Here is a 23,875-nt window from a genome sequence, read left to right on the forward strand (position 1 = left end):
CCAATACTGTTAATTAATTACTAGATTAAAAGAGGAAAAAATGGCTGATCCGATGCGCGTTAGAGCTGCTGAGAGCGGTGGAGTAGTGGATGTAAAAATTTTGATGAAGCATGATATGGAGTCTGGTCAGCGTAAAGACGCTTCAGGCAAAGTTATTCCAGCATGGTTTATTAGCACTATCAACGTCAAAGCTAATGGCAAAGATGTATTGAATGGTCAGTTTGGTCCAGCAGTTTCAAAGGATCCATTCTTGAACTTCAAATACAAAGGCGCTAAGGGCGACAAGATTGTTGTTAGCTGGGTAGATAGCAAAGGCGACAAACGTACTGATGAAGCTACTGCTTCTTAATATCAATACGCATAATTAAAACTATAAAAGGGTTACCATGAAAGCACGCATTTTATATGGCGTTATTATTGGCTTATTTGCAGTGTTGCAGGGCTGTTCAAGTCCAGCAAAAAATGAGGCTTCTACAGCAGCACCTCCAACAGGAGGTGCTCCAACTGACGAAATTGAAAAATATCGTGCAATGATTGCCGATGGTAACCCTGCTGACTTGTATGAAGCAGCGGGTGAGGATATTTGGAAAAAGCCAATGGGCCCAAAAAATGTCTCACTTGAAAAATGCGATTTGGGTATGGGTCCTGGCGTTGTTAAGGGTGCCTATACTCAATTGCCAAAATACTTTAAAGATACAAACAAAGTTCAAGATTTGGAGTCTCGTTTAGTAACTTGTATGGAAAAGTTACAGGGTTACAACAGTCAAGAAATTATTAAGGCTGGCTTTGAAAAGGGCAAGCGTAAGGATGTTGAGGCAGTGGTTGCCTATGTTGTTGCTGAATCCAAAGGCATGAAAATCAACACTGTTGCTAAGCATCCTAAAGAAAAAGAAATGTATGACCTCGGCAAGAAGTCTTTCTTCTACCAAGGTGGTCCAATGGACTTCTCATGTGCATCGTGCCATAGCGAGAACGGTAAGCGTATTCGTTTGCAAGACTTGCCAAATATTACTGAGCAAAAAGGTGCCGCCCTTGGTTGGGGTTACTGGCCAGCTTACCGTGTTTCAAGTGGAAACTTCTGGACAATGCAACGTCGTCTAAACGACTGCTATCGTCAACAACGTTTCCCTGAGCCGATTTACATTTCTGACGACACTATCGCTGTTTCCCTCTACATGGCAATTAATGCCAAGGGCGGAACAATGAATGCACCTGGACTGAAGCGTTAATCGCTGGAGATAAATAACATGAAAAATAAATTATCCTTATTAGCACTTGCGCTTACTTTATCAATCGGTGCTGCACATGCTGCAACTCCATTTGAAAAGATGATGTACTCTAGTTTTGAAGCTAAAGGTCAGGCTGGACTCGATCGTCTCGACCAAGATGCTGCCCAAAAGTTTTGCTCCAACCAGGCTAATTTAACTGGTGGTGGTGATGCAAAGTTGCGCGAAAAAATCCAGAACGACAATATGGCAACCATCAAGCAGCCTTCTGATGGTAAATATATTGGCGACTGGAAGAGCGGTGAAAAGATCGCTCAAAGTGGTCGTGGCGCTACTTGGTCTGATAAAGCGGGGAGCGAAAACGGTGGCTCTTGCTACAACTGTCACCAGATCAACATCAAAGAAGTTTCCTATGGAAACATCGGCCCATCTCTTTGGAACTACGGAAAATTACGTGGCTATTCTAAAGAAGTGGTTCAGTACACTTGGAACCGCATTAATAATGCAAAGGCATATAACGTGTGTAGCAATATGCCTCGTTTCGGGCACTTCAAACTCTTAAATGAAAAGCAAATGCAGGATGTCATGGCATTGCTCTTAGATCCAGAGTCGCCTGTTAATAAGTAATAAAAATAAACAGGCCGAAAGGCCTGTTTTCTTTAGGAAAATACTATGTCTTTAAATCGTCGTGAGTTTTTGCAAGCATTAGCTATCGCCTCTGCAGGCGGTATGAGTTTGCAATCTAATTTTGCTAGCGCGCAAACCACTGCGCAAAAATTCTATGATTTGCCTAAGTTCGGTAATGTGCATTTCCTGCACTTCACCGACTGCCATGCGCAACTTCTCCCAATCTATTTCCGCGAGCCTAATGTCAATCTTGGTATTGGTGCTCAGGAAGGCAAAACACCTCACTTGGTAGGCGAATATTTCTTAAAGGCAAATGGTATTAAGCCTGGTACACGTGATGCTCATGCCTTTACATATCTTGATTACGTTGCGGCAGCACAGAACTACGGCAAGATGGGTGGATTCGCCCATATGGCTACATTGGTTAAGCAAATGAAAGCAAATCGTCCGGGCGCTTTATTGCTTGATGGTGGCGATACATGGCAGGGTTCCGGTACGGCTCTTTGGACCAATGGTCAAGATATGGTCGATGCTGCTCTTGCGCTGGGCGTGGATGTAATGACACCTCACTGGGAGATGACTTTAGGTGAGAAGCGCGTGATGGAAATCGTGAATGGCGATTTCAAAGGTAAAGTCAATTTTGTTGCGCAAAATATTAAAACAGCCGACTTTGGTGATTCCGTATTTAATCCTTATGTCATGAAAGTGCAGAACGGTATTCAGGTTGCCATTATTGGTCAGGCCTTTCCGTATACACCAATTGCCAACCCACGTTACTTCACGCCAGATTGGACTTTTGGTATTCAAGAAGAAAATCTCCAGAAGACCATTAATGAAGTGAAGTCTAAGGGAGCCAAGGTTGTGATTCTGCTTTCCCATAATGGTATGGACGTGGATTTGAAGATGGCTTCTCGCGTAAGCGGTCTAGATGCCATTATGGGCGGACATACGCACGATGGTGTCCCCATTCCTGTCAAGGTTAAGAATTCCGGTGGTGTCACTCTGGTTACCAATGCTGGATCTAATAGCAAGTTCTTGGGTGTGCTCGATTTTGATGTGAAGGGCGGCAAGGCAGTTGATTTCCGTTATAAGCTATTCCCAATCTTCTCGAACATGATTCCTGCTGATCCAACAATGAACAAGTTGATTGCAAAAATCAGAGCGCCGTTTGAAACAAAGTTAAATGAGAAATTGGCAACCACTGAAGGCCTCTTGTATCGTCGCGGCAACTTCAACGGCAGCTTCGACCAGCTAATCTTGGATGGTTTGATGGCACAGAAGAATGCTGAGATTGCTTTCTCCCCAGGCTTCCGTTGGGGAACTAGTTTATTGCCAGGTCAGGCCATCACTCGCGAGAATCTTTTGGATCAAACGGCGATTACCTATCCGTACACCACAGTTACCAATATGAGCGGTGAAACCATCAAGACTATTCTTGAGGATGTGGCAGACAACTTATTTAATCCAGATCCGTATTACCAGCAAGGTGGCGATATGGTGCGCGTTGGCGGCATGCAATACACCATTGACCCTGCGCAAACAGCTGGTAAGCGTATTACAGATATGCGCTTAAACGGCAAGCCAATTGAGGCAAGCAAGACTTATAAAGTTGCAGGCTGGGCACCCGTGAGCGAAGAAGCAAAGAATGCTGGCGGCGAGCCAATCTGGGATGTGATTGAGCGTCACCTGCGTGATGTCAAGGTAGTTAAAGCAGTTAAGCTGAATGAGCCAATCATTAAGGGTGTTGCAAACAACCCTGGTATGGTTTCGATCTAATTTAAGTCATGGGACGTGAAATGAAAAAACTACTTTCTATCATTACAGCAACAGCTCTTGCTTTTGGTTTCTGCTCCATGACCTCAGCTCAATCGGCTGGAAATACCAAAGTGGTTTATCACATCGATGATGCTGAGTCTCAAGGTTTAAAAGGCTTACGTAATATTCGTAATCACTTGGATGTATCTCCACAAACCACCATTATTGTGGTGACCCATGCAAATGGTGTCGACATCATGATGGAAGGGGCTAAGGATAAGAAAAATAATGTCGAGTACGCACCTTTGGTTGGCGCTTTAAAGTCTCGTGGTGTGAAGTTTGAGGTTTGCGAGATTACTTTAAAGAATCGTAACTTGAAAAAAGATCAGTTCACTTTAGATGCTGATTTCACGCCATCGGGTGTAGTTCGTGTTGCAGATCTGCAATATAAAGATGGTTTTGCTTACATCAAACCTTAGAAAGTTAGATGAACCTCGTATCTGCTGCGTGTAAGTATCTAAAAATAGCATTATTAGTTAATGCTATTTTTTTTACTGCTATCTATGCCCGGGTGGTATCTGCACAAGGTGATCCCGCTGGTGTGTTGCTTAAGCCGGTAAAGGTTGCTCCTAATACCTATTTTGTACAGGGTCGTGCAGAAATGGGTAGTAGCGCCAATCAAAACTTTATCTCTAATGCTGGGTTTGTAGTTACGCCACAAGGGGTTGTAGTTATCGACGCCTTAGGCTCTCCTGTTCTTGCGCAAAAGTTAATAGCTGAAATCAAAAAAGTAAGCAATCAGAAAATCGTAGCCGTGATCGTGACTCATTATCACGCCGATCATGTATATGGGTTGCAAGAATTTAAAAAGGTCGGCGCAAAAATTTATGCACAAGGCGAAGGTAGGAATTACCTTTCTTCGGAAACTGCTAAACAACGTCTGATTGCATCTCGAGTTGACTTTGCGCCTTGGGTGAATGACAGCACAAGACTACTTCCAGCAGATATTTGGATTGATCAAAAGACTAAACTAACTATTGGCGGTGTAGATTTTTTTATTAGTAGGGTGGGTCCCGCCCATGCGCCTGAGGATCTAATAATTTACATACCATCTGAAAAAGTTCTTTTTGCTGGGGACTTGGTTTTTAGAGGGCGAATTCCTTTTGTAGGTAATGCAGACAGCAAGGGCTGGTTGATTGCTTTAGATGAGATTGAAAAATTGAACCCCAATATTGTTATACCGGGGCATGGCAATTACTCGGTAAAGCCTGCTGAAGATATAGTCTTTACCCGTAATTACCTTAAATATTTGCGGGAATCCATGGCTAATGCGGCTGTCAATATGGATCCTTTCGAGGATGCCTATAAACAGGCCGATTGGTCTGAATACGAGGGAATGCCTCTGTTTAGGGCCGCCAACCGCATGAATGCCTATAACGTCTATCTGTCGATTCAGGCCGAGTAGGGCAAATTAAGTCATTGGGCCTTAAAATAGAGGATTAATGCTAAATCCTTGATTTGTAATGAAATTGACTTTTCTCCGATCTATCTCAGCAATCGCATTCAGTGCGCTTATTGGCACTCCAGCGCTTGCCGCCCCAGACTTGGCTAATGGCAAGGCCATAGACCAGCAAAAGTGCTACGCGTGTCATGCCAAGAAAACTGGTTTTGGTAATGGCGACATGATTTATACCCGCTCTGACAGCAAAGTGAAGTCGCTGGCTGACTTGAAAAAGATGGTTGGCCTATGCAATACCGAGCTACGGCTTGATCTGTTCCCAGAGGATGAAGCGGATGTCACCGCTTTCCTCAACAAACAGTTTTACAAATTTAAACCTTAATTTTTTCAAGATTTGATCGCTATGGATGTAGTAGATATTAGCTCTTTAAGTAAGTCCGTTCTCTGGGCAACTTTTGCCATTACCTTTTTTCTGGGTGCTGTTATGCAGAAAACTGGGTTTTGCAGCATGGGCGCAGTTTCTGACATTTTCATCATGTCTAGCTGGGGCCGTTTAAAGCAATGGTTTTTGGCTATCGGTGTTGCCATTATTGGTTTTACCTTGATGTCTTACCTTGGCTTGGTTGATCCGCTGAAAAGTTTTTATACCGGCAATAAATTTTTATGGCTTTCCACAATCGTTGGAAGTGTTTTATTTGGCTTGGGTATGGTTTTAGCGTCTGGGTGCGGCAGCAAAACCTTGATCCGTATCGGTGGCGGTAACTTAAAGTCCATCGTGGTGTTTATGGTCCTCGGATTGACGGCCTATATGACCATGCGCGGTTTCCTGGGCGTAGTACGCATCAATACTTTGGATACATTTTTTATCGCCTTTAATACCCCACAAGATTTACCTAGTCTTTTAAGTGCACCTCTTGGCATTGCGCGTCCTCAACTTCATCTGGCCCTAGGCTTGATCATTGGTGCAGCATTCATTGCTTATGCCTTAGCTAGCAAAGCATTTTGGACCGCTGAAAATCTATTTGCTGGCATTGCCGTAGGATTGGCAATCTGTGCGGTGTGGTGGGTATCAGGTAACTTGGGATATGTGGCTGAAGATCCAAATACTTTAGAAGAAGTATTTTTGGTAACGAATTCAGGTCGCATGGAGAGCTTATCTTTTGTTGCCCCATACGCTTATTCTTTGGATTGGTTAATGATGTATAGCGATACATCTAAAGTGGTCACTATAGGAATTGCCGCTGTTGCGGGAATGATTTTAGGTTCTACTGCGGTTTCCATTGCAACCAAATCATTTCGTTGGGAATCCTTCCGCAATACTGAAGATACTGCCAATCACTTGGTCGGTGCTGCGCTGATGGGCTTTGGTGGTGTGACAGCCTTAGGTTGCACAGTAGGGCAGGGTTTAAGTGGAATCTCAACACTTGCCCTTGGTTCATTGCTGGCTTTACCTGGATTCATTTTTGGGGCTTATTTAGGTTTACGATATCTGCAAATACGCCTTGCTCCTAACCCTTGTAGTTAATTTCACAGAAAACAAAATAAATAATGCAAATTGATTGGATGTCTTTTACACCCATTCCTTCCTTATTAGGCGGGATGATTCTGGGAGTTGCAGCGGCCTTATATGTTTTATTGCATGGCCGAATTTTGGGTATCAGCGGAATTGTTTCTGGCTTGCTGCACCCTAAATTGACTGATTCAGCATGGCGTGTTGCTCTGGTGCTGGGCTTGGTAACCGCACCTTTTCTGGCAGCGTTATTTTTTGGCATATTCCCAGTGGTGGAAATTGAAGCGGATTGGATCGCGATTGTGATTGCTGGTCTTCTAGTAGGCTTTGGTGCTCAATACGGATCGGGCTGCACCAGTGGTCATGGCATCTGTGGACTTTCACGTTTATCGCCGCGTTCATTAGTAGCCACGCTTTCTTTTATGAGCGCAGGCTTTATTACTGTTTATGTACTTCGTCACTTGATTGGGGTTTGAGATGAGAAAACATTTCAGCCTCCTTGGTCAGTATGCAATTGGAGTTCTTTTCGGTTGGGGATTAATCATCTCCGGTATGAGTAATCCTCAGAAGGTCTTGGGGTTTTTAGATCTAGCTGGCAATTGGGATCCATCATTAATGTTCGTAATGATGGGGGCCGTGATTGTAGGGCTAGGCGCGTTCTATCTTGTTAGCAAAAGAACTCAAGCATTTTTCGGTGGGGCTCTCCACATTCCCACGCGTAGAGATATCACTAAGCCATTGATTATTGGCAGCTTAATTTTTGGTGCCGGATGGGGAATTGCGGGATTTTGCCCTGGTCCAGCGCTGGTTGCTTTGGGTGCTGGACACCTTAAAGCCCTGGTATTTGTGGTTGCCATGCTAGTCGGCATGGAAATCTGTGAGCGCTTCTTTACCGCTCATAAAAACAAGCCAAGCCTCTGAGTCAACCCTGCTTTAAAATCAACCCTATTGCATAATTTACTAAATGTAGAGGGTTTTATGAGTCTTCCTATTTCTTGCCATAACGCTCAGTTTGGCACTCTCGGTCAGATCGACCCAAGCCATTTGGCTGAAATTGCCAAACAAGGCTATAAGAGCGTCATTAATAACCGTCCTGACGGTGAGGGTGGCCCAAGCCAACCTTTGAACGCTGTAATTCAAGCGGAAGCCGAAAAGCTCGGCTTAAATTATGTGTACTTGCCGGTAGTATCTGGTGCATTTACCCAAGCTCAAGTGCAGGAAATGGCTCGTCTCTTAAAAACTTTGCCTGGACCGGTTCTCGCTTTCTGTCGCTCTGGCGCACGCTCTACTAATTTGTACCAACTTGCTTTGCAGCTTGGTTAAGCTAAAGAGCACCCGCTAAACCATGCGCATAGTCATTCCCGAAGAGCGCAAGCTAGTTCATGAAATGATCATGCCCATTCGTTGGGGCGATATGGATGCGTATGGGCACGTGAACAATACTATTTACTTTCGCTACATGGAGCAAGCCCGTTGCGAGTGGATTACGGCCATGGGGTATGAGGTTGCTCCCGGTCGTGAATCTATGTTGATGCTCAACGGTTTTTGTAACTTTTATCAACAACTCTCGTTCCCGGGTGAGTTGATATTAAAGACCTCCATAGGCGCCATCGGCAGAACCAGTTTGGATGTCTATACCAGCATGGCTTTAACTACATCGCCTGAGGTTGAAGCGGCTATTGGTGGTGCGACTATGGTGTGGGTAGACCTCACGACTAATAAGTCGGCCCCTTGGCCTGAGCATATTTTGCAAAAGTTGCGCTAGTCTATCGTGCAACCCGGCAATCCGCACATCTTAAGAGTTGATCAATTTTTATCTGAGCTAGATCAGTTTGATCTCGTTATTGATGTGAGATCTCCTGCCGAGTTTGCTCTAGATCACATCCCTGGCGCAGTTAATTACCCCGTTCTTGATAATGAAGAGCGCGCCAAAATAGGAACGCTTTATAAACAAGAGTCTCCATTCGCAGCCAAAAAGCTGGGCGCAGCGTTGGTCTCCAAAAACATTGCCACTCATCTTGAAAATCACTTTCTAGAATTGCCTCGTGAATGGCGTCCATTGATTTATTGCTGGCGTGGTGGTGAACGCAGTGGCGCCTTTACTCACATTCTCAATCGGATTGGTTGGAAAGCTAAACAGCTAGAAGGTGGTTACCAGAGTTTTCGTCGCACAGTGATTGACGGGCTAGACCAAGCAGCTGGTCAATTTTCATTTCAGGTTATTTGCGGAATGACGGGCAGCGGCAAAACACGAGTGCTTCAAGAGATTGGCGCTCTAGGGGCTCAGATCCTTGATTTAGAGGGCCTAGCAGTTCATCGTGGCTCGGTGCTTGGTAATGAGCCCAATGAAGACCAGCCATCGCAAAAAGGCTTTGAGACTGCGTTATGGAATGCCTTACGTTCGCTTGACCCAGCTAAGCCGGTATTTGTGGAGTCCGAAAGCAAGAAGGTAGGGGGATTACACGTACCTGATGCCTTGATGGAAAAAATTCGTAATGGTGCCTGTATTGAGTTGAGATCGAGCACGCAAACACGAGTGTCTTGGCTTATTCGTGAGTACCATCACTTCTTAATCGACACGGATAACTTCAAGCGTAAGTTAGCGTTACTAACAGCGCATTATGGAAAAGTGCAAATTGCCAAATGGAATGACGCAATTGATGCAGGCAATTTTCCGGATCTCGTTGAAGAGTTATTGGTAAAGCATTACGACCCTTCTTATCAATCATCAATTGTGCGTAACTTTCCTCAGTACAAGGTGGAGAATTTCGTGCAGCTTGAAAGCGATAGTGATCACGCTTTTAAGGCATCAGCTAAAGAGATTCTCATCAAAACCAACGGACACTAAATAGCAAGGCCCTTCACAAATTGTTCGAGCTGAGCTGGTGGCAAGGCTCCGCTGATACGCTTTAACTCAACCCCATTTTTGAAGCCTGCCAATGTTGGTATTGATCTGATTGAAAACTCCTGCCCAATGCCTGGGTTTGCTTCTGTATCCAATTTAATATGCAGAACCTGCTCACCGTTTTTTGCAGCACTAGCCTGAAAGGTTGGGGCAAACATTTTGCAAGGGCCGCACCATGGTGCCCAAAAATCCACTATTACAGGTAGTTTGCTATGACTGAGAATCTCTTTAAAGCTTGCTTGATCGGCATCGATGGGGCCTAAGAGTAGGCTGGCCTTGCATACTCCGCATATTGGTTTTTGGTTAACTCGATCAAGGGGTAGACGGTTGAACTTGTTGCAGCTTGGGCATTTAATTAGCATATGTATTGAATTCCTTATGGTGTTGATTCAAGACGCAAAATTTTACTTTTATTTCTAAAACATTATATAATAAAATATAATGAAAGAACATTAATAAAAGGAATGTATATGAAAACTGCCCATGACTTAGTTGCAATAGCCAAATCTTCAATTAAAGAGGTTGCTCTTGCAGATGCAGCTCAAGCAATTCAAGGTGCCGATCTGTTATTAGATGTTCGCGAGGCGGATGAATATGCAAATGGGCATATTCCTGGAGCAATTCATATGTCTCGAGGTTTGCTTGAATTCAAATTAAGCAACGATCCTAATTTAAGTTCCCGGGATTTAAAAATAGTGCTGTACTGTAAAAACAGCGGTAGAGCAGCATTAGCCTCAAAGTCGTTGCATGAAATGGGTTATATGCATGTTCAATCGATTGCAGGCGGATTCGATGCATGGGCGCAGGCAGGCAATCCTATTGCTAGGCCAGAGCCAATCGTGTTTGAGTAAGTTCATTACTAAATAGACAATAGGGGTTCAGTATGAGTGGAAATCCAACCGTAAGACTGAAACAGCAAGCCGATTATCAGTTTGCGATTTATTACAACGAAGAAAAACCTCCGATCATGGGGGATGAGCCACCGCCACTGGGTAAGTCTGAAGGTGCAACTCCATCGCAATTATTAATTGCGGCTGTAGCTAATTGCTTATCAGATTCATTACTTTTTGCTTTAAGAAAATTCAAGCAAAATCCAGACCCAATAGAGACCATAGCTACATGCGAGATAGGTCGTAACGAGCAAAATCGGCTCCGCATCTTGTCTATACGAGTTGAGATACATATTGGCGTATCTGGAGAATCTTTGGAAAACCTAGATAGAGTCTTGGCTCAATTTCAGGAATTCTGCACGGTTTCATCAAGTGTCAGTGCAGGCATTCCAGTTAATGTGTTCGTAATCGACAGTTTAAAAAACCAGCTCTATCCATAAAAAAAGCCCTTGAGTATTTATTCAAGGGCTTTTGTAATACCTAGCTTTTGTATTTAGCTAAATGCTTGGATTCCTGTTTGCGCACGACCTAGAATGAGGGCGTGAATATCGTGAGTGCCTTCGTAGGTGTTAACGACTTCCAAGTTCAGCATGTGACGCACGACGCCATACTCATCTGAAATGCCGTTACCACCATGCATATCACGCGCCATGCGCGCAATTTCTAAAGACTTGCCGCAAGAGTTACGTTTCATGATGGAGGTGATTTCTGGAGCGGCAATGCCTTCGTCTTTCATGCGGCCCAAGCGCAAGCACCCTTGGAGGCCTAAAGCAATTTCAGTTTGCATATCAGCCAATTTTTTCTGAATCAATTGATTGGCTGCTAGCGGCTTACCAAACTGCTTGCGATCCATGGTGTACTGGCGAGCTGCATACCAGCACCATTCAGCCGCCCCGAGTGCGCCCCAGGCAATGCCATAGCGTGCGGAGTTTAGGCAAGTGAAGGGGCCTTTGAGGCCTTCAATTTCTGGGAATTCATTTTCAGCAGGTACGAACACTTCGTCCATGACGATTTCACCGGTGATGGAGGCGCGTAGACCCATCTTGCCGCTGATCTTTGGAGCACTTAAACCCTTCATGCCTTTTTCTAAGATGTAACCACGGATGATGCCTTCATCGTTCTTAGCCCACACTACAAATACGTCAGCGATAGGAGAGTTAGAAATCCACATCTTTGAACCAGTGAGAGAGAATCCGCCAGGAACTTTCTTGGCGCGAGTAATCATGCCGCCTGCATCTGAACCATAGTTTGGTTCAGTTAAACCAAAGCAACCAATCCATTCACCGCTAGCCAATTTAGGTAGGTACTTTTGCTTTTGTGCTTCGCTACCAAATTCATTAATGGGAACCATCACTAAAGAAGATTGCACACTCATCATTGAGCGGTAGCCGGAATCAACCCGTTCAATTTCACGGGCAATTAAACCGTAAGAGACATAGTTCAAATTTGCTCCGCCGTATTGTTCTGGGATCGTAATGCCCAGGAGGCCAAGCTCTCCCATTTCACGGAAGATGGCAGGGTCGGTTGTTTCATTGCGATAAGCTTCATGAATACGAGGCATCAGGCGACCTTGAGCATATTCTGCGGCTGCATCGCGCACCATGCGCTCCTCTTCTGTGAGTTGGGTATCGAGAAGAAGGGGGTCTGCCCAATTAAAGCTGGCCTTACTTGTACTCATTGCTTTGTCATCCTATATGCGGTTTTGTCATCACTTTTGGCCTGCTCCCTGCGAATTTTCAGGAATGCAGATATTCTTGTTTCTATTATCCATTTTTCTGGACTTATGGACTCGCCTCGACGCCACCACCGCTATTACGACCTCATTCTGGCTGCCTTTGTAGTCGTTTTGTTGTGCTCAAACTTTATTGGCGCTGGGAAGGCGGCAGTCGTTGATCTTCCGTATTTTGGAACCGTGCCATTTGGCGGTGGAATCTTGTTTTTCCCAATAGCCTATTTCTTTGGCGACATCCTGACTGAGGTGTACGGGTATGCCTATGATCGAAGGGCGGTGTGGGCTGGTTTTGCTGCGCTCGCATTTGCCGCAGTGATGGCTCAGATTGTCATCGCTTTGCCAGTAGCTCCCGGTGACTATATGGCCAATTACCAACATGGCTTGGAAACTGTGTTTGGAAACTCTTGGCGAATCGCCATGGCTTCGATGTTCTCATTCTGGTGCGGCAGTCTAACTAACAGCTATGTTCTAGCAAAGATGAAAATCTGGACGCAGGGGCGCTTTTTGTGGATGCGCACGATTGGTTCAACTGGCGTGGGGGAGTTGGTCGACTCCTCATTCTTTTATATGCTGGCTTTTTATGGCATTTGGCCAACCCATGAAGTGATTCAGGTGACCCTGGCTCAGTATGTCCTCAAGACCTCCTGGGAAATCCTGGCTACCCCCATGACCTATTGGGTTGTGAACTTCCTCAAGCGCAAGGAAAACGAGGATTTTTACGATATTCATACGAATTTCACCCCATTTAGGGTCAAAGTCTAAGCAAGACCACGGGCTTCCTGCCAACAAAGACCTACAAGCCGTTAAAATGATGGTCTTTGCCCCCATTCGGGGTAACTATTGAATTTCAGAAAGCTAGAAAACATCCGTGCTGTCAGCATCTAATATCACTATGCAGTTTGGGGCAAAGCCTCTGTTTGAAAACATTTCCGTGAAGTTTGGCGGCGGTAACCGTTACGGTCTCATCGGCGCAAACGGTTGCGGTAAATCTACCTTCATGAAAATTTTGGGTGGCGAGCTCGAGCCAACCAGCGGTAACGTGAGCTTGGATCCTGGAATTCGTTTGGGTAAATTGCGTCAAGATCAATTCGCCTACGAAGATGTACGCGTACTCGACGTAGTGATGATGGGTCATGAAGAAATGTGGAAAGCTGCTGCAGAGCGCGATGCTATCTACGCGAACCCAGATGCTACTGATGAAGACTACATGAAGGCTGCTGAGCTCGAAGGTAAGTATGCCGAATACGGTGGCTATACCGCAGAAGCTAAAGCAGGCGAACTATTGCTGGGCATTGGTATTCCAATCGAGCAACATGAAGGCTTGATGAGCAACGTTGCTCCAGGCTGGAAGTTGCGCGTATTGCTTGCGCAAGCTTTGTTCTCTGATCCAGATGTGCTGTTGCTTGATGAGCCAACCAATAACTTGGATATTCACTCCATTCATTGGCTTGAAGACATCCTCAATCAAATTAAGAGCACCATCGTCATCATTTCCCATGATCGTCACTTCTTAAATGAAGTCTGTACGCACATGGCCGATATGGACTATGGAACGCTGAAGGTTTATCCGGGCAACTATGACTCCTACATGCTTGCTTCGGTGCAGGCGCGCACTCAGCAGCTAAGCAATAACGTAAAAGCCAAAGAAAAAATTGCTGAATTAGCAGCTTTCGTGGCTCGCTTCTCTGCAAATGCTTCTAAGGCACGTCAAGCGACTTCACGTCAAAGACAGTTAGAGAAAATTGAGATTGTTGAAGTAAAGCCTTCTTCACGTCAAAACCCATTTATTCGTTTTGATACCGAGAAAAAACTTCACAATATGGCGGTTGAGTGCAATGCACTGACTAAAGCCTACGACCGCACTATCTTCAAAAACTTTAAGCTTGGTGTTCGCGCTGGTGAAAAGATTGCCATTATTGGTCAAAACGGTGCAGGTAAGACAACGCTACTCAAGACCATCTTGAGCAAGCGCTTTGATGGTATTGCAGCAGACAGTGGTGATGTGAAGTGGGCCGAGAACGCTAACGTTGGTGTCATGCCCCAAGACAACACCGAGATGTTTGCTAAAGACGAGTTGCTCATGGATTGGATGAACAACTGGCGCAATACAGGCGACGACGATCAGGTCATTCGTGGCACATTAGGTCGCCTCTTGTTCTCTGGTGATGATATTGGCAAGTCCGTTAAGGTTCTCTCTGGTGGTGAAAAGGGCAGAATGATTTGGGGCAAACTCATGCTCCAAAAATATAACGTCCTAGCAATGGATGAGCCAACCAACCACATGGACATGGAGTCCATTGAGAGCTTACAAATTGCGCTCGAGAAATTCGATGGCACATTGATATTTGTTTCTCATGACCGCGAGTTTGTTTCTGCTCTAGCCAATCGCATCTTAGAAGTGAAGATGGATGGTACGGTTACTGATTACTCTGGAACCTACGAAGAGTATTTGCGTAGCCAAGCTCTAGAGGGCTAAGCTTAATTCTTAGTAATCAAAAAATAAGCCCTTAATCGGGCTTATTTTCTTTGGCTTGCCGCTGAAAGCGTGTTGCTGTTCCTTCGGCGCGAATACGGTTCCATACAGATGTTTTTTCTTCGTCGGAAAAGAACACCCAATTGCTGACTTCATTGAGTGTGCGCCCACAGCCCTGACAAATCTCATCGTAAAGCGTGGTGCATACCCCGATGCAGGGGGAATCCGATTCATTATCCCCGGTTGAGAGGGAGTGCGAGCCATCCTGCAGGTTCGGTTTGGTGTCTTCGGAATTCATGGCTGTACTTTAGACGATTTCAGAGGACTGTGCTCGGCAAGCTCATCCACATAAGCTCCAATACCCTGGTGTTCGCGATTCAGGAAATGTTGAACTGCTTTGGCAAACTGAGGATCGGCAATGAAATGGGCGGACTGAATGGTGGTTGGTAAAAATCCTCGAGCCATCTTATGTTCCCCTTGAGCGCCTCCCTCAAAGGTTTGAATATTCTTCGCAATACAGTACTCAATTGCCTGGTAGTAGGCGGTTTCAAAGTGCAAGCAGGGCACATGCTCTAATGCGCCCCAATATCTTCCATAGGCTTTCGAGGTTATGGGGTTAACAACAAGCAAAGAGGCTGCAATTGGATTTCCACTACGCTCTGCGATGATGAGGTGCAAGTTTTCAGGCATGCGCTGCGCCCATAACTTAAAGAACGCTTCACTAAGGTAGGGACTGGATTGATGCTCTACATAAGTGTTTTCATAACAGCGATAAAAGAACTCCCAATCGGCATTACTTGAAGACCCTCCTGGGACATGTCTAAAGTTGATCAGTTCTCGGGCCACTTGCTCGCGCTCACGTCGAATGTTTTTTCGACGCTTCATTGTCAACGCCGCTAAAAATTGTTCGAAATGCTCAAAGCCCTGGTTATGCCAATGAAACTGCACTGAGTCCCGCAGCATGAAGCCTTGCTCCTGAAAGCCCTTTGCCTCCGAGGCCGTTGGAAACAAGATGTGCGCCGAGGAAAGATTGTTTTGGGTAACTAAAGTCTTTAAGCCCGCAATTAACTTCTTCTGAACTGCCTCAAGATCCACAGTTTTATCGCTAAGGATTCGTGGGCCTTGCACTGGTGTAAATGGAATAGCGCAAAGTGCTTTTGGAAAATACTCCATGCCTTGCTGCTCATATGCCTGTGCCCAAGACCAATCAAATACAAACTCGCCGTAAGAATGTTGCTTGAGATATAGAGGCATAGCCCCAATCAATTGTGCGCCATCCTTGAGGGTGAGGTGGGCGACTTGCCATCCAGTATTACCGCCTACGCAAGAGGTCTCTTCTAGTGCGCTAAGGAATTCATGGCGAAGAAAAGGACCCGCATCTTTCGCGAGTAGTGCATTCCATTGATTGGCCGGGATATCGCTTAGGCGATCTACTATCTCTAATTGAAATGAATCGGGCTTTGCCACGATTAGCGCTGAACAAGCTCTATTTTGTAGCCATCTGGATCGGTGACAAAAGCGATGATGGTGTCGCCGCCAGCTACAGGACCGGCTTCACGAGTAACATTTCCGCCGGCAGCCTTAATCTTGGCGCATGCAGAATAAGCGTCTGGAACACCAATGGCGATATGGCCATAGGCTGTTCCCATGTCATAGCTAGAAACTCCATGGTTATACGTTAGCTCAATCTCAGCTTGACCATCTGCATTACCTTTGCCATAGCCAACAAAAGCAAGTGAATATTTTTGCTCAGGGCGTTCAGTGGTCCGCAGTACATTCATACCCAATATGTTTGTGTAGAAATTAATGGAGCGATTCAAGTCGCCAACGCGAAGCATAGTGTGCAGGATCATCATAGGATAAATATAACGCTATTTATTGAATCGTGTTTCGAATGAAAAACCCCGACATGAAGTCGGGGTTGGGTTTATTACATTGCTGCGTAGTTTGGTCCGCCTCCACCTTCTGGTGTGATCCAGATGATGTTTTGGGTAGGGTCTTTAATGTCGCAGGTTTTGCAATGGACGCAATTCTGTGAATTAATTTGTAAGCGCGGCTTGCCATCGGTCTCTACATACTCATAGACACCAGCAGGGCAGTAACGCTGCTCTGGGCCCGCATAGGTTTTGAGATTGATATCAACTGGAACGGAATCATTCTTCAGGGTTAAGTGAATGGGCTGATTCTCAGCGTGGTTCGTATTGGAAATAAATACTGAGGAGAGGCGGTCAAAAGTAATCTTGCCATCCGGCTTAGGATAATCAATGGGCTTGTGTTGCGCTGCTGGCTCTAGGCATTCATGATCAGCATGTTTTAAATGCACAGTCCACGGCATGTTGCCACCCAATAACTTTTGCTCAAGACCAACCATGATCGTGCCAAGGTAGAGGCCTTTTGACATCCATGGTTTGAAGTTGCGCGCTTGATTCAGTTCAGTATGCAACCAGCTATTTTGGAACGCAGCCGGATAGGCGGAAAGAACATCTTCAGAGCGGTTTTCATTAATTGCCGCAACTGCAGCTTCTGCGGCAAGCATGCCGGTCTTAATTGCAGCATGGCTACCTTTAATGCGTGAAGCATTTAAAAAGCCAGCATCACAACCAATCAGAGCACCGCCAGGGAATACGGTTTTTGGAAGGCTATTTAATCCGCCCGCAGTCAATGCGCGCGCACCATAAGCAATGCGTTTGCCACCTTCAAAGGTTTCACGAATCTTCGGATGTAATTTGTAGCGTTGGAACTCTTCAAATGGAGAGAGGTATGGGTTCTTATAAGAGAGTCCGACCACCAGGCCAACGGCAACCTTGTTATCGCCAAGGTGATACAGGAATGAACCTCCATAGGTATCGCTCTCTAAAGGCCAGCCGGCGGTATGAACTACTAGCCCTGGCTTGCTCTTAGAGGGTTCCACTTCCCACAGCTCTTTAATGCCTATGCCATAGCTTTGAGGGTCTGCATCTTTATCAAGAGCAAATTTAGTAATGAGTTGTTTGCCAAGGTGGCCGCGTGCGCCTTCAGCGAAGAGGGTGTACTTACCACGCAATTCCATACCCAGCTGAAATTGATCAGTAGGATTTCCTTCTTTATCTAAACCCATTGAGCCGGTAATAACACCGCTAACTGCACCTTGTTCGTTATAAAGAATTTCTGCAGCCGGAAAGCCTGGGAAAATTTCAACACCAAGATTCTCGGCTTGTTGTCCAAGCCAGCGAGTCACGTTCGCAAGGCTAACAATGTAGTTACCTTCATTCTTAAAGCAGTGGGGTAGCAACCAGTTTGGAACTTGGTAGGATTTGTCGTCAGTGAGAAATAAAAATTGATCTTCTGTTACCGGGGTATCGAGTGGGGCACCCAATTCTTTCCAGTCGGGAAAGAGTTCTGTAAGTGCCTTGGGATCCATTACTGCTCCCGAGAGAATGTGAGCGCCAATCTCAGAGCCTTTTTCCAAGACGCAGACACTGATCTCTTTGCCAGAAGCATTGGCCAATTGTTTGGCTTTAATAGCCGCAGATAGACCAGCAGGGCCACCGCCAACAACGACTAGGTCATAGTCCATGGACTCTCTAGGCCCAAATTGTTCTAGCAGTTCTACAGCATTCATTCAGTTTCTCCGAGGTATCTCAAAATAGGGTATTTAGCCCCAATAGTTTAGTTCTAACTGCCAAAATCCCTTTTAGTGCCAAACCCACCTAGGCTGGGGGTCTAAAGCGTTATGATTGCTTTTTTACCCATTTTGGCAATATTAGGACAAAAGTTATGAATAAAACTTACCCATCGGCTGTTGACGCCCTACGGGATATCTTAAAAGACGGACAAAAATTAGCTGTGGGCGGTTTTGGTCTTTGCGGAATTCCTGAAGCTTTGATTCAAGCAGTAAAGGATTTGGGTGCTCAGAATTTGACCGCCATTGCCAATAACGCCGGTGTAGATGGTTTCGGTTTGGGTTTATTGCTCAATTCCCGTCAAGTCAAAAAAATGGTTGCCTCTTATGTGGGCGAAAACAAGGAATTCGAACGTCAATATTTAGCAGGCGAGCTTGAGTTGGAATTTACCCCACAAGGTACTCTGGCTGAAAAATTGCGCGCAGGTGGTTGCGGTATTCCTGCTTTCTATACCAAAACAGGTGTTGGTACATTGGTTGCCGATGGTAAAGAAGAGAAAACATTTGATGGTGAGAAATACATCATGGAGCGTTCTATCGTTTCCGACATCTCTTTAGTGAAAGCTTGGAAAGCAGACAAATCAGGAAACTTGGTTTATCGCTACACAGCGCGTAACTTCAATCCTGTTGTTGCAATGGCTGGCAAGATCACGGTTGCAGAAGTAGAAGAGATCGTAGAGAACGGTCAGTTGCATCCAGACGAGATTCATACCCCGGGCATCTACGTGCACCGCTTGGTACTTCATAAGACTCCAGAAAAGCGAATTGAGCAACGTACTTTGACAGCAAAAGCTTAATTCCCCGAACAATAGCCATAAAACAGCAATAGAACAAAATACTTAGGAAGATCGAAATGCCTTGGACAAGAGATGAGATGGCAGCACGTGCTGCTAAAGAGTTAAAAGACGGTTACTACGTAAACTTGGGCATTGGTATGCCTACCCTGGTAGCAAACCATGTGCCAAAGAACATGGAAGTGTGGCTCCAGTCCGAGAATGGACTTTTGGGTATTGGCCCATTTCCAACCGAAGAAACAATTGATGCAGATTTGATTAACGCTGGCAAGCAAACGATTACCACTTTGCCTGGCTCATCTATTTTCTCTTCTGCAGATTCTTTTGGAATGATTCGCGGCGGCAAAATCAATATTGCGATTTTGGGTGCGATGCAGGTGAGTGAGCATGGCGATTTAGCCAACTGGATGATTCCAGGAAAAATGGTTAAAGGTATGGGCGGCGCAATGGACTTGGTTGCAGGCGTAAAGCACGTTGTAGTGCTGATGGAACACGTCGCCAAAAAGAAAGATGGCACAGAAGAACTCAAAATTTTGCCTAAGTGCACCCTGCCATTGACTGGTGTAGGCGTCATTAGCCAGATCATCACTGATCTTTGTGTTCTTGACATTACGCCTAAGGGTTTGAAGTTGACTGAATTAGCTCCAGGTGTAACAAAGGAAGAAGTGATTGCTAAGACTGGTGCCCCTGTTGACACAACGGGTTTTTAAGCAATTTATCCGGATGAATGAAATAATGGGATCACTATGTCGGGATCCCATTTTTCTTCCTCAAAACCTCCAGCGTCTCAGATGAACTCTGGAGTTGATCCCTCACTGCATGCCCACAAGAAGGGTGATGCCAAGCACACTCATAGCAAGCAAGTATCTAATCAAAATTTACTATTAATTGCCCTAGTCCTAACCTTGGGATTTTCAGGTGTTGAGGGAGCGGCTGCCTATTTTGCTAATTCTTTGGCGTTAATCTCTGATGCCGGTCATATGGTGACCGATGCAGCAGCTCTAGGTCTTGCCTTATTGGCACAAATTATTTCTCGCCGTCCGCCATCACCTAAGCATTCTTTTGGCTTTGGACGTGCCGAAGCTCTGGCGGCATTCGTCAATAGCATAGTGATGCTCGCATTGGTAGTTTGGATCGTAGTCGAAGCGGTAAGTCGCTTCTACGATCCACATAAAGTAGACGGCCTCACAGTCACTGTCGTTGCAGCAATTGGTTTGCTGATGAACATTGTGGTTGCATGGGTGTTGTCTCGCGATAAGAAGAGTGTGAACACTCGCGCTGCGCTAGTGCACGTCATGGGCGATTTATTGGGTTCTATCGCCGCCTTGATTGCTGGTGTTGTTATTCAACTAACGGGCTGGATGCCTATCGATGCGATTCTTTCGATATTGGTATCACTCCTGATCCTCAAATCCACTATATCTATTCTTCATGAGTCCTATCACTTCCTGATGGAGGGTGTGCCTCTTCATATAGATTATTTACAAGTTGGTACTGACTTAAAGAGTGTGCCCGGAGTTTTGGCTGTGCATGATCTGCACGTCTGGGAAATGACTCCAAGCTTTCCAGCACTCATTGGCCATATCGAAATTGCTGATATGCGAGAGTGGCCTGCGATTATGTCCCGTATTAACACGATGCTTTTGGATAAGCACGGCATTGATCACGTCACTTTGCAGCCTGAGGAAGTAAGTGAAGATCACGACCATGGGCATGATCACATGAGCCATGAAATCCATAATGCAGCTCAGGCGGCAAACGTCTTTCATGACGGCGAAACTTTTTATGTGGATTGCTCTAGTGGCGATGAAAAACACCGCATGGCCTATCACGCGTGGGGTAATCCAAGTAACAAGGTCTTACTCTGCGTTCATGGCTTAACAAGACGCGGTAGTGACTTTAAGACACTCGCGCAGGCCATGTGCAAAGACTATTACGTTGTTTGTCCTGATGTGGTCGGTAGGGGTGATTCAGACCGCCTCGCCAACCCAATGCTCTATGCCGTACCGCAGTATGTTTCGGATATGGCTACGCTGTTAAAAAAACTCGGCGTCACTCAGGTGGACTGGTTTGGTACATCAATGGGCGGACTTATTGGCATGGTGTATGCCGCTATGCCAAATTCACCAATACGTCGCATGCTAATTAATGATGTGGGTCCACGTATTGAGCCTGATGCAATTAAGCGCCTGGGTTCCTACGTAGGCCAACCATTTGCTTTTGCTAATCGTGCTGATGCACTGACTCGTTTAAATGAGATCTGCGCCAGCTTTGGTGAGCACACCGCTCAAGAGTGGGAAATTTATAACGGCCCGATGTTGATTCAAAAGGAAGGTAAATGGATCATGCATTACGACCCAGCTATTTCTGTACCATTTGCATCCGTCAATCCTATTATGGCTAAAGCTGGCGAGATGGCGATGTGGCATGCTTTTAAGCAAATTCATATTCCGATGCTCATCGTGCGTGGCGGCAATTCAGACTTGCTTTCAGCGGCTACAGTTGCAGAAATGTGCAAAGTCAATCCTTATGCGCGCAGTATCGAGATTCCGAATGTTGGTCATGCGCCAGCATTTGTGAAGCAAGAGCAAGTTGCTTTAGCAAAAGAGTTCTTTAGTTAATTACTTCTAGTTGCCAATGGCAAATGCCCCTAGCAAATCGATCGGCGCACCAATAATCATTGATGCTTGGTATGGCGAGCCAGCAGAACTTCATGCTGCTGGTGTCTTGCAAATCTTGCAGTCACTCAATTTAGATGAAGCGACTTTAACTGCCGCAAGCAATATCGCTCGTACTCACGGCAAAGAGGCACTTATTAAGCTCATTGGCGAGGAGCCTGCCAAGCTATTAATTGGTTACCGCGGCTTGCGTCAAGCGCAGGCAAAGTTAGTCCGCGACGATGGCGGTTTAAGTGTTGCTGGCCAAGAAGAGATGTTGCGCAAGATGCTGTTGGCTTTTGGTGATGACTTGCGCGTAGTTTTGATCTACTTGGCATCTCGTTTGCAAACTTTACGCTGGGTAACACAAGAGAAGATGCAAATGCCTGCCGCGTGGGCACAAGAGATTCTCAATATTGATGCTTCATTGGCTAATCGTTTAGGTATTTGGCAAATGAAGTGGGAGATGGAGGATCTCGCATTTAGAGCTTTATCGCCAGAGATTTATCGCGACATTGCCAAGATGCTGGATGCTAAACGAATTGAGCGCCAATCATTCATCGATCAAATTGTTTTGCAATTACAAGAAGAGTTGAAAGCTGCTCATATCGATGGCGAGGTTCTTGGGCGGCCCAAGCATATCTACAGCATTTGGAAAAAGATGGAGGGCAAGTCTTTAGACTTTGCCAATCTTTACGATGTCAGGGCATTTCGTGTTTTGGTTGCTGATGTGAAATCTTGTTATGCCGTACTAGGTATCGTGCATAACGTCTGGCAGCCAGTGCCAAGAGAGTTTGATGACTACATAGCAAGACCGAAGCCTAACGGATATCAATCTTTGCATACCGTAGTCATGAATGAAGATGGCACTGCATTTGAGATTCAGGTGCGCACACAAGAAATGCATCAGCAGGCAGAGTATGGCTTGGCTGCCCATTGGCGCTACAAAGAGGGTGCATATGCAGGCATGGCGACGCCACCAAGCCCTCAAAAAATCAACAAGCCTACCGCCAACCATCAGCAAGGTACGCATAGCGCTGAAGTTGCGTATGAAAGACAGATCGCCTGGGCACGTCAACTGATCTCATGGAAAGAGGATGCATGGGAGCAACTTAAGCACCATGAGATTGATGATCACATTTACGTTCTCACTCCTTTGGGGAAAGTGATTTCCTTGGAGAAGGGTTCAACGCCAATTGACTTTGCTTATGCTGTGCACACTAATCTTGGGCATCGTTGTCGTGGTGCGCGCGTTGATGGTGCGATGGTGCCGCTAGAAACTGCATTAAAGAACGGCCAAACCATCGAGATCATTGCAGTGAAACATGGCGGTCCATCAAGAGACTGGATTAGTCCTGATAAAAACTATGTACGCTCACAAAGAGCGCGTCAACGCGTACGCGCTTGGTTTAATGCGCTCGATGATGAGGAGGCTGGTAATACCGGAAAAACTACCGAGAGTAAAGCTGATGTAGCTGCAGAAGTAAAAGTGGTTGCAACCCCTCCTGAAATCATTCTTCGTAACAGCACCCATAAGACAGGACGCGGCGGTGATGTGTTGGTAGTCGGGGTCGATTCATTGCTAACTCAGTTGGCACGTTGCTGTCGACCTGTGCCGCCTGATGCCATTGCAGGATTTGTCACGCAAGGCAGAGGGGTGTCTATTCATCGACGTTCCTGTAAGACCTTCAGAGGTTTGCTAGAGAGGGCGCCAGAGCGGGTCATTCAAACAGCTTGGACTGCTTCAGCCGCCGATCCAATAGTCAGTCAGGATCAAAAACGGGTTTTCCCAGCGGATTTGGTTGTGACTGGGGTGGATCGCCCCGAGTTGATGCGAGAGCTCTTTGAGATTCTCACCAGACAAGGCGTTCATGTCATCGATCTGCGTAAATCGGCCAAAAAAGGTCTGGCACAGATCCTTTTGACTGTGGAGGTAAAGGATTCGGAGGTCTTACGCCTGGTTCAAAACAGCCTAGAAGAGGTCAAAGGGGTCACCCAAGTGCGCCGCCGGTGATAAACTCTATGGCTGTATAGGCTCGTAGCTCAGCTGGTTAGAGCACCACCTTGACATGGTGGGGGTCGTTGGTTCGAGTCCAATCGAGCCTACCAACGAATAGGACCCAAAGCGCGGTTGCCCAAAAGCTGCCGCGCTTTATTTTTAGGTCATCGAAGTACAACGGAAGTTC

At 45.8% G+C, this 23,875-nt stretch carries 27 protein-coding genes and 1 tRNA gene; 22 read left to right on the top strand and 6 right to left on the bottom strand.

The genetic code is table 11. The annotated features are described in order from the left end of the window. Window positions 1–40: 40 nt before the first annotated feature. Genes soxZ through mnmH form a run of 13 tightly spaced genes read left to right on the top strand, consistent with a single transcriptional unit; the run spans window position 41 to window position 9,425 of the window. Window positions 41–349, top strand: coding sequence for a thiosulfate oxidation carrier complex protein SoxZ (soxZ, locus tag C2745_RS04095; protein WP_215385263.1), 309 nt, complete (start codon window positions 41–43; stop codon window positions 347–349). Between the two features lie 37 nt (window positions 350–386). Next, window positions 387–1,229: a sulfur oxidation c-type cytochrome SoxA gene (gene soxA / locus C2745_RS04100; RefSeq protein WP_215385264.1), complete on the top strand. Its 843-nt coding sequence runs from the start codon at window positions 387–389 to the stop codon at window positions 1,227–1,229. Between the two features lie 18 nt (window positions 1,230–1,247). Then, the gene (gene soxX, locus C2745_RS04105; RefSeq protein WP_215385266.1) at window positions 1,248–1,853 is read left to right on the top strand and encodes a sulfur oxidation c-type cytochrome SoxX; all 606 of its coding nucleotides are present in this window, start codon (window positions 1,248–1,250) and stop codon (window positions 1,851–1,853) included. 45 nt (window positions 1,854–1,898) lie between these two features. Then, a complete protein-coding gene (soxB, locus tag C2745_RS04110; RefSeq protein WP_215385268.1) occupies window positions 1,899–3,629 on the top strand; it encodes a thiosulfohydrolase SoxB in 1,731 nt (576 codons plus the stop codon). Between the two features lie 20 nt (window positions 3,630–3,649). Next, a complete protein-coding gene (locus C2745_RS04115; RefSeq protein WP_215385607.1) occupies window positions 3,650–4,087 on the top strand; it encodes a DsrE family protein in 438 nt (145 codons plus the stop codon). 8 nt (window positions 4,088–4,095) lie between these two features. Next, on the top strand, window positions 4,096–5,073 hold the full coding sequence (locus tag C2745_RS04120) for an MBL fold metallo-hydrolase (RefSeq protein WP_215385270.1): 978 nt from the start codon (window positions 4,096–4,098) through the stop codon (window positions 5,071–5,073). Window positions 5,074–5,131: 58 nt separating this feature from the next. Next, a complete protein-coding gene (locus tag C2745_RS04125; protein WP_251368402.1) occupies window positions 5,132–5,449 on the top strand; it encodes a hypothetical protein in 318 nt (105 codons plus the stop codon). 21 nt (window positions 5,450–5,470) lie between these two features. Further along, window positions 5,471–6,592: a YeeE/YedE family protein gene (locus tag C2745_RS04130; protein WP_215385271.1), complete on the top strand. Its 1,122-nt coding sequence runs from the start codon at window positions 5,471–5,473 to the stop codon at window positions 6,590–6,592. 23 nt (window positions 6,593–6,615) lie between these two features. After that, window positions 6,616–7,053, top strand: coding sequence for a YeeE/YedE family protein (locus C2745_RS04135; protein ID WP_215385273.1), 438 nt, complete (start codon window positions 6,616–6,618; stop codon window positions 7,051–7,053). 1 nt (window position 7,054) lies between these two features. Beyond that, the gene (locus C2745_RS04140) at window positions 7,055–7,498 is read left to right on the top strand and encodes a YeeE/YedE family protein (RefSeq protein ID WP_215385275.1); all 444 of its coding nucleotides are present in this window, start codon (window positions 7,055–7,057) and stop codon (window positions 7,496–7,498) included. A gap of 57 nt (window positions 7,499–7,555) precedes the next feature. Then, window positions 7,556–7,900 carry a TIGR01244 family sulfur transferase gene (locus C2745_RS04145; protein WP_215385277.1) on the top strand — a complete coding sequence of 115 codons (345 nt, stop codon included), beginning with the start codon at window positions 7,556–7,558 and terminating at the stop codon, window positions 7,898–7,900. Window positions 7,901–7,922: 22 nt separating this feature from the next. Continuing rightward, a complete protein-coding gene (locus C2745_RS04150) occupies window positions 7,923–8,342 on the top strand; it encodes a thioesterase family protein (protein WP_215385279.1) in 420 nt (139 codons plus the stop codon). A gap of 6 nt (window positions 8,343–8,348) precedes the next feature. Next, window positions 8,349–9,425 (top strand): tRNA 2-selenouridine(34) synthase MnmH, encoded by a 1,077-nt coding sequence (mnmH, locus tag C2745_RS04155; protein WP_215385281.1) that lies wholly within the window; start codon window positions 8,349–8,351, stop codon window positions 9,423–9,425. On the opposite strand, the gene trxC is transcribed toward mnmH, so the two are convergent. Beyond that, window positions 9,422–9,844 carry a thioredoxin TrxC gene (gene trxC / locus C2745_RS04160; protein ID WP_215385282.1) on the bottom strand — a complete coding sequence of 141 codons (423 nt, stop codon included), beginning with the start codon at window positions 9,842–9,844 and terminating at the stop codon, window positions 9,422–9,424. The two genes, mnmH and trxC, sit on opposite strands and share 4 nt — an antisense overlap. Window positions 9,845–9,952: 108 nt before the next feature. Between trxC and C2745_RS04165 the strand changes: the two genes are divergently transcribed. Both C2745_RS04165 and C2745_RS04170 read left to right on the top strand, forming a co-directional pair. Continuing rightward, window positions 9,953–10,333, top strand: a complete 381-nt coding sequence (locus C2745_RS04165) for a rhodanese-like domain-containing protein (RefSeq protein WP_215385284.1) — start codon at window positions 9,953–9,955, stop codon at window positions 10,331–10,333. A gap of 32 nt (window positions 10,334–10,365) precedes the next feature. Next, window positions 10,366–10,812, top strand: coding sequence for an OsmC family protein (locus tag C2745_RS04170; RefSeq protein WP_215385286.1), 447 nt, complete (start codon window positions 10,366–10,368; stop codon window positions 10,810–10,812). Between the two features lie 53 nt (window positions 10,813–10,865). Here C2745_RS04170 and C2745_RS04175 read toward each other — a convergent pair whose 3' ends face one another. Continuing rightward, complete coding sequence (locus tag C2745_RS04175; protein ID WP_215385288.1) at window positions 10,866–12,050, bottom strand: acyl-CoA dehydrogenase; 1,185 nt, start codon at window positions 12,048–12,050, stop codon at window positions 10,866–10,868. A 105-nt stretch (window positions 12,051–12,155) separates the two neighbouring features. Between C2745_RS04175 and C2745_RS04180 the strand changes: the two genes are divergently transcribed. Beyond that, a complete protein-coding gene (locus tag C2745_RS04180; RefSeq protein ID WP_215385290.1) occupies window positions 12,156–12,866 on the top strand; it encodes a queuosine precursor transporter in 711 nt (236 codons plus the stop codon). A 106-nt stretch (window positions 12,867–12,972) separates the two neighbouring features. Then, window positions 12,973–14,580, top strand: coding sequence for an ABC-F family ATPase (locus tag C2745_RS04185; RefSeq protein ID WP_128113464.1), 1,608 nt, complete (start codon window positions 12,973–12,975; stop codon window positions 14,578–14,580). 31 nt (window positions 14,581–14,611) lie between these two features. Here the strand turns inward: C2745_RS04185 and C2745_RS04190 are convergent, their stop codons facing one another. The 4 genes from C2745_RS04190 to C2745_RS04205 all read right to left on the bottom strand — a co-directional run bounded on the left by C2745_RS04190 (window position 14,612) and on the right by C2745_RS04205 (window position 18,178). Beyond that, entirely contained in the window at window positions 14,612–14,875 is a 264-nt protein-coding gene (locus C2745_RS04190) for a DUF1289 domain-containing protein (RefSeq protein ID WP_128113465.1), read from the bottom strand. Next, window positions 14,872–16,044 carry a GNAT family N-acetyltransferase gene (locus C2745_RS04195; protein ID WP_215385291.1) on the bottom strand — a complete coding sequence of 391 codons (1,173 nt, stop codon included), beginning with the start codon at window positions 16,042–16,044 and terminating at the stop codon, window positions 14,872–14,874. The genes C2745_RS04190 and C2745_RS04195 overlap by 4 nt, the downstream gene beginning before the upstream one ends. Window positions 16,045–16,046: 2 nt before the next feature. Then, window positions 16,047–16,433 (bottom strand): lactoylglutathione lyase, encoded by a 387-nt coding sequence (gloA, locus tag C2745_RS04200; RefSeq protein ID WP_215385293.1) that lies wholly within the window; start codon window positions 16,431–16,433, stop codon window positions 16,047–16,049. A 74-nt stretch (window positions 16,434–16,507) separates the two neighbouring features. After that, window positions 16,508–18,178: an electron transfer flavoprotein-ubiquinone oxidoreductase gene (locus C2745_RS04205; protein ID WP_215385295.1), complete on the bottom strand. Its 1,671-nt coding sequence runs from the start codon at window positions 18,176–18,178 to the stop codon at window positions 16,508–16,510. 155 nt (window positions 18,179–18,333) lie between these two features. Here C2745_RS04205 and C2745_RS04210 point away from each other — a divergent pair, with 155 nt between their 5' ends. The 5 genes from C2745_RS04210 (at window position 18,334) to C2745_RS04230 (ending at window position 23,798) form a co-directional block, all read left to right on the top strand. Then, on the top strand, window positions 18,334–19,035 hold the full coding sequence (locus tag C2745_RS04210; RefSeq protein ID WP_215385297.1) for a CoA transferase subunit A: 702 nt from the start codon (window positions 18,334–18,336) through the stop codon (window positions 19,033–19,035). Window positions 19,036–19,091: 56 nt separating this feature from the next. Further along, entirely contained in the window at window positions 19,092–19,742 is a 651-nt protein-coding gene (locus tag C2745_RS04215) for a CoA transferase subunit B (protein ID WP_215385299.1), read from the top strand. 36 nt (window positions 19,743–19,778) lie between these two features. Next, the gene (locus C2745_RS09720) at window positions 19,779–21,653 is read left to right on the top strand and encodes an alpha/beta fold hydrolase (RefSeq protein WP_371742996.1); all 1,875 of its coding nucleotides are present in this window, start codon (window positions 19,779–19,781) and stop codon (window positions 21,651–21,653) included. A gap of 16 nt (window positions 21,654–21,669) precedes the next feature. Beyond that, window positions 21,670–23,703 (top strand): bifunctional (p)ppGpp synthetase/guanosine-3',5'-bis(diphosphate) 3'-pyrophosphohydrolase, encoded by a 2,034-nt coding sequence (locus C2745_RS04225; protein ID WP_215385300.1) that lies wholly within the window; start codon window positions 21,670–21,672, stop codon window positions 23,701–23,703. An 18-nt stretch (window positions 23,704–23,721) separates the two neighbouring features. Then, window positions 23,722–23,798 (top strand) — tRNA-Val (locus C2745_RS04230). Window positions 23,799–23,875: the final 77 nt, after the last annotated feature.

Source organism: Polynucleobacter sp. AP-Kolm-20A-A1, from assembly GCF_018688315.1.
Taxonomy (GTDB): Bacteria; Pseudomonadota; Gammaproteobacteria; order Burkholderiales; family Burkholderiaceae; genus Polynucleobacter.

Bases quoted from the DNA above. Each gene is read 5' to 3' on its own strand.
- soxZ (WP_215385263.1), top strand. From the start codon at position 41: ATGGCTGATCCGATGCGCGTTAGAGCTGCTGAGAGCGGTGGAGTAGTG.
- soxA (WP_215385264.1), top strand. From the start codon at position 387: ATGAAAGCACGCATTTTATATGGCGTTATTATTGGCTTATTTGCAGTG.
- soxX (WP_215385266.1), top strand. From the start codon at position 1,248: ATGAAAAATAAATTATCCTTATTAGCACTTGCGCTTACTTTATCAATC.
- soxB (WP_215385268.1), top strand. From the start codon at position 1,899: ATGTCTTTAAATCGTCGTGAGTTTTTGCAAGCATTAGCTATCGCCTCT.
- C2745_RS04115 (WP_215385607.1), top strand. From the start codon at position 3,650: ATGAAAAAACTACTTTCTATCATTACAGCAACAGCTCTTGCTTTTGGT.
- C2745_RS04120 (WP_215385270.1), top strand. From the start codon at position 4,096: ATGAACCTCGTATCTGCTGCGTGTAAGTATCTAAAAATAGCATTATTA.
- C2745_RS04125 (WP_251368402.1), top strand. From the start codon at position 5,132: ATGAAATTGACTTTTCTCCGATCTATCTCAGCAATCGCATTCAGTGCG.
- C2745_RS04130 (WP_215385271.1), top strand. From the start codon at position 5,471: ATGGATGTAGTAGATATTAGCTCTTTAAGTAAGTCCGTTCTCTGGGCA.
- C2745_RS04135 (WP_215385273.1), top strand. From the start codon at position 6,616: ATGCAAATTGATTGGATGTCTTTTACACCCATTCCTTCCTTATTAGGC.
- C2745_RS04140 (WP_215385275.1), top strand. From the start codon at position 7,055: ATGAGAAAACATTTCAGCCTCCTTGGTCAGTATGCAATTGGAGTTCTT.
- C2745_RS04145 (WP_215385277.1), top strand. From the start codon at position 7,556: ATGAGTCTTCCTATTTCTTGCCATAACGCTCAGTTTGGCACTCTCGGT.
- C2745_RS04150 (WP_215385279.1), top strand. From the start codon at position 7,923: ATGCGCATAGTCATTCCCGAAGAGCGCAAGCTAGTTCATGAAATGATC.
- trxC (WP_215385282.1), bottom strand. From the start codon at position 9,844: ATGCTAATTAAATGCCCAAGCTGCAACAAGTTCAACCGTCTACCCCTT.
- C2745_RS04165 (WP_215385284.1), top strand. From the start codon at position 9,953: ATGAAAACTGCCCATGACTTAGTTGCAATAGCCAAATCTTCAATTAAA.
- C2745_RS04170 (WP_215385286.1), top strand. From the start codon at position 10,366: ATGAGTGGAAATCCAACCGTAAGACTGAAACAGCAAGCCGATTATCAG.
- C2745_RS04175 (WP_215385288.1), bottom strand. From the start codon at position 12,050: ATGAGTACAAGTAAGGCCAGCTTTAATTGGGCAGACCCCCTTCTTCTC.
- C2745_RS04180 (WP_215385290.1), top strand. From the start codon at position 12,156: ATGGACTCGCCTCGACGCCACCACCGCTATTACGACCTCATTCTGGCT.
- C2745_RS04190 (WP_128113465.1), bottom strand. From the start codon at position 14,875: ATGAATTCCGAAGACACCAAACCGAACCTGCAGGATGGCTCGCACTCC.
- gloA (WP_215385293.1), bottom strand. From the start codon at position 16,433: ATGATGATCCTGCACACTATGCTTCGCGTTGGCGACTTGAATCGCTCC.
- C2745_RS04205 (WP_215385295.1), bottom strand. From the start codon at position 18,178: ATGAATGCTGTAGAACTGCTAGAACAATTTGGGCCTAGAGAGTCCATG.
- C2745_RS04210 (WP_215385297.1), top strand. From the start codon at position 18,334: ATGAATAAAACTTACCCATCGGCTGTTGACGCCCTACGGGATATCTTA.
- C2745_RS04215 (WP_215385299.1), top strand. From the start codon at position 19,092: ATGCCTTGGACAAGAGATGAGATGGCAGCACGTGCTGCTAAAGAGTTA.
- C2745_RS09720 (WP_371742996.1), top strand. From the start codon at position 19,779: ATGTCGGGATCCCATTTTTCTTCCTCAAAACCTCCAGCGTCTCAGATG.
- C2745_RS04225 (WP_215385300.1), top strand. From the start codon at position 21,670: ATGGCAAATGCCCCTAGCAAATCGATCGGCGCACCAATAATCATTGAT.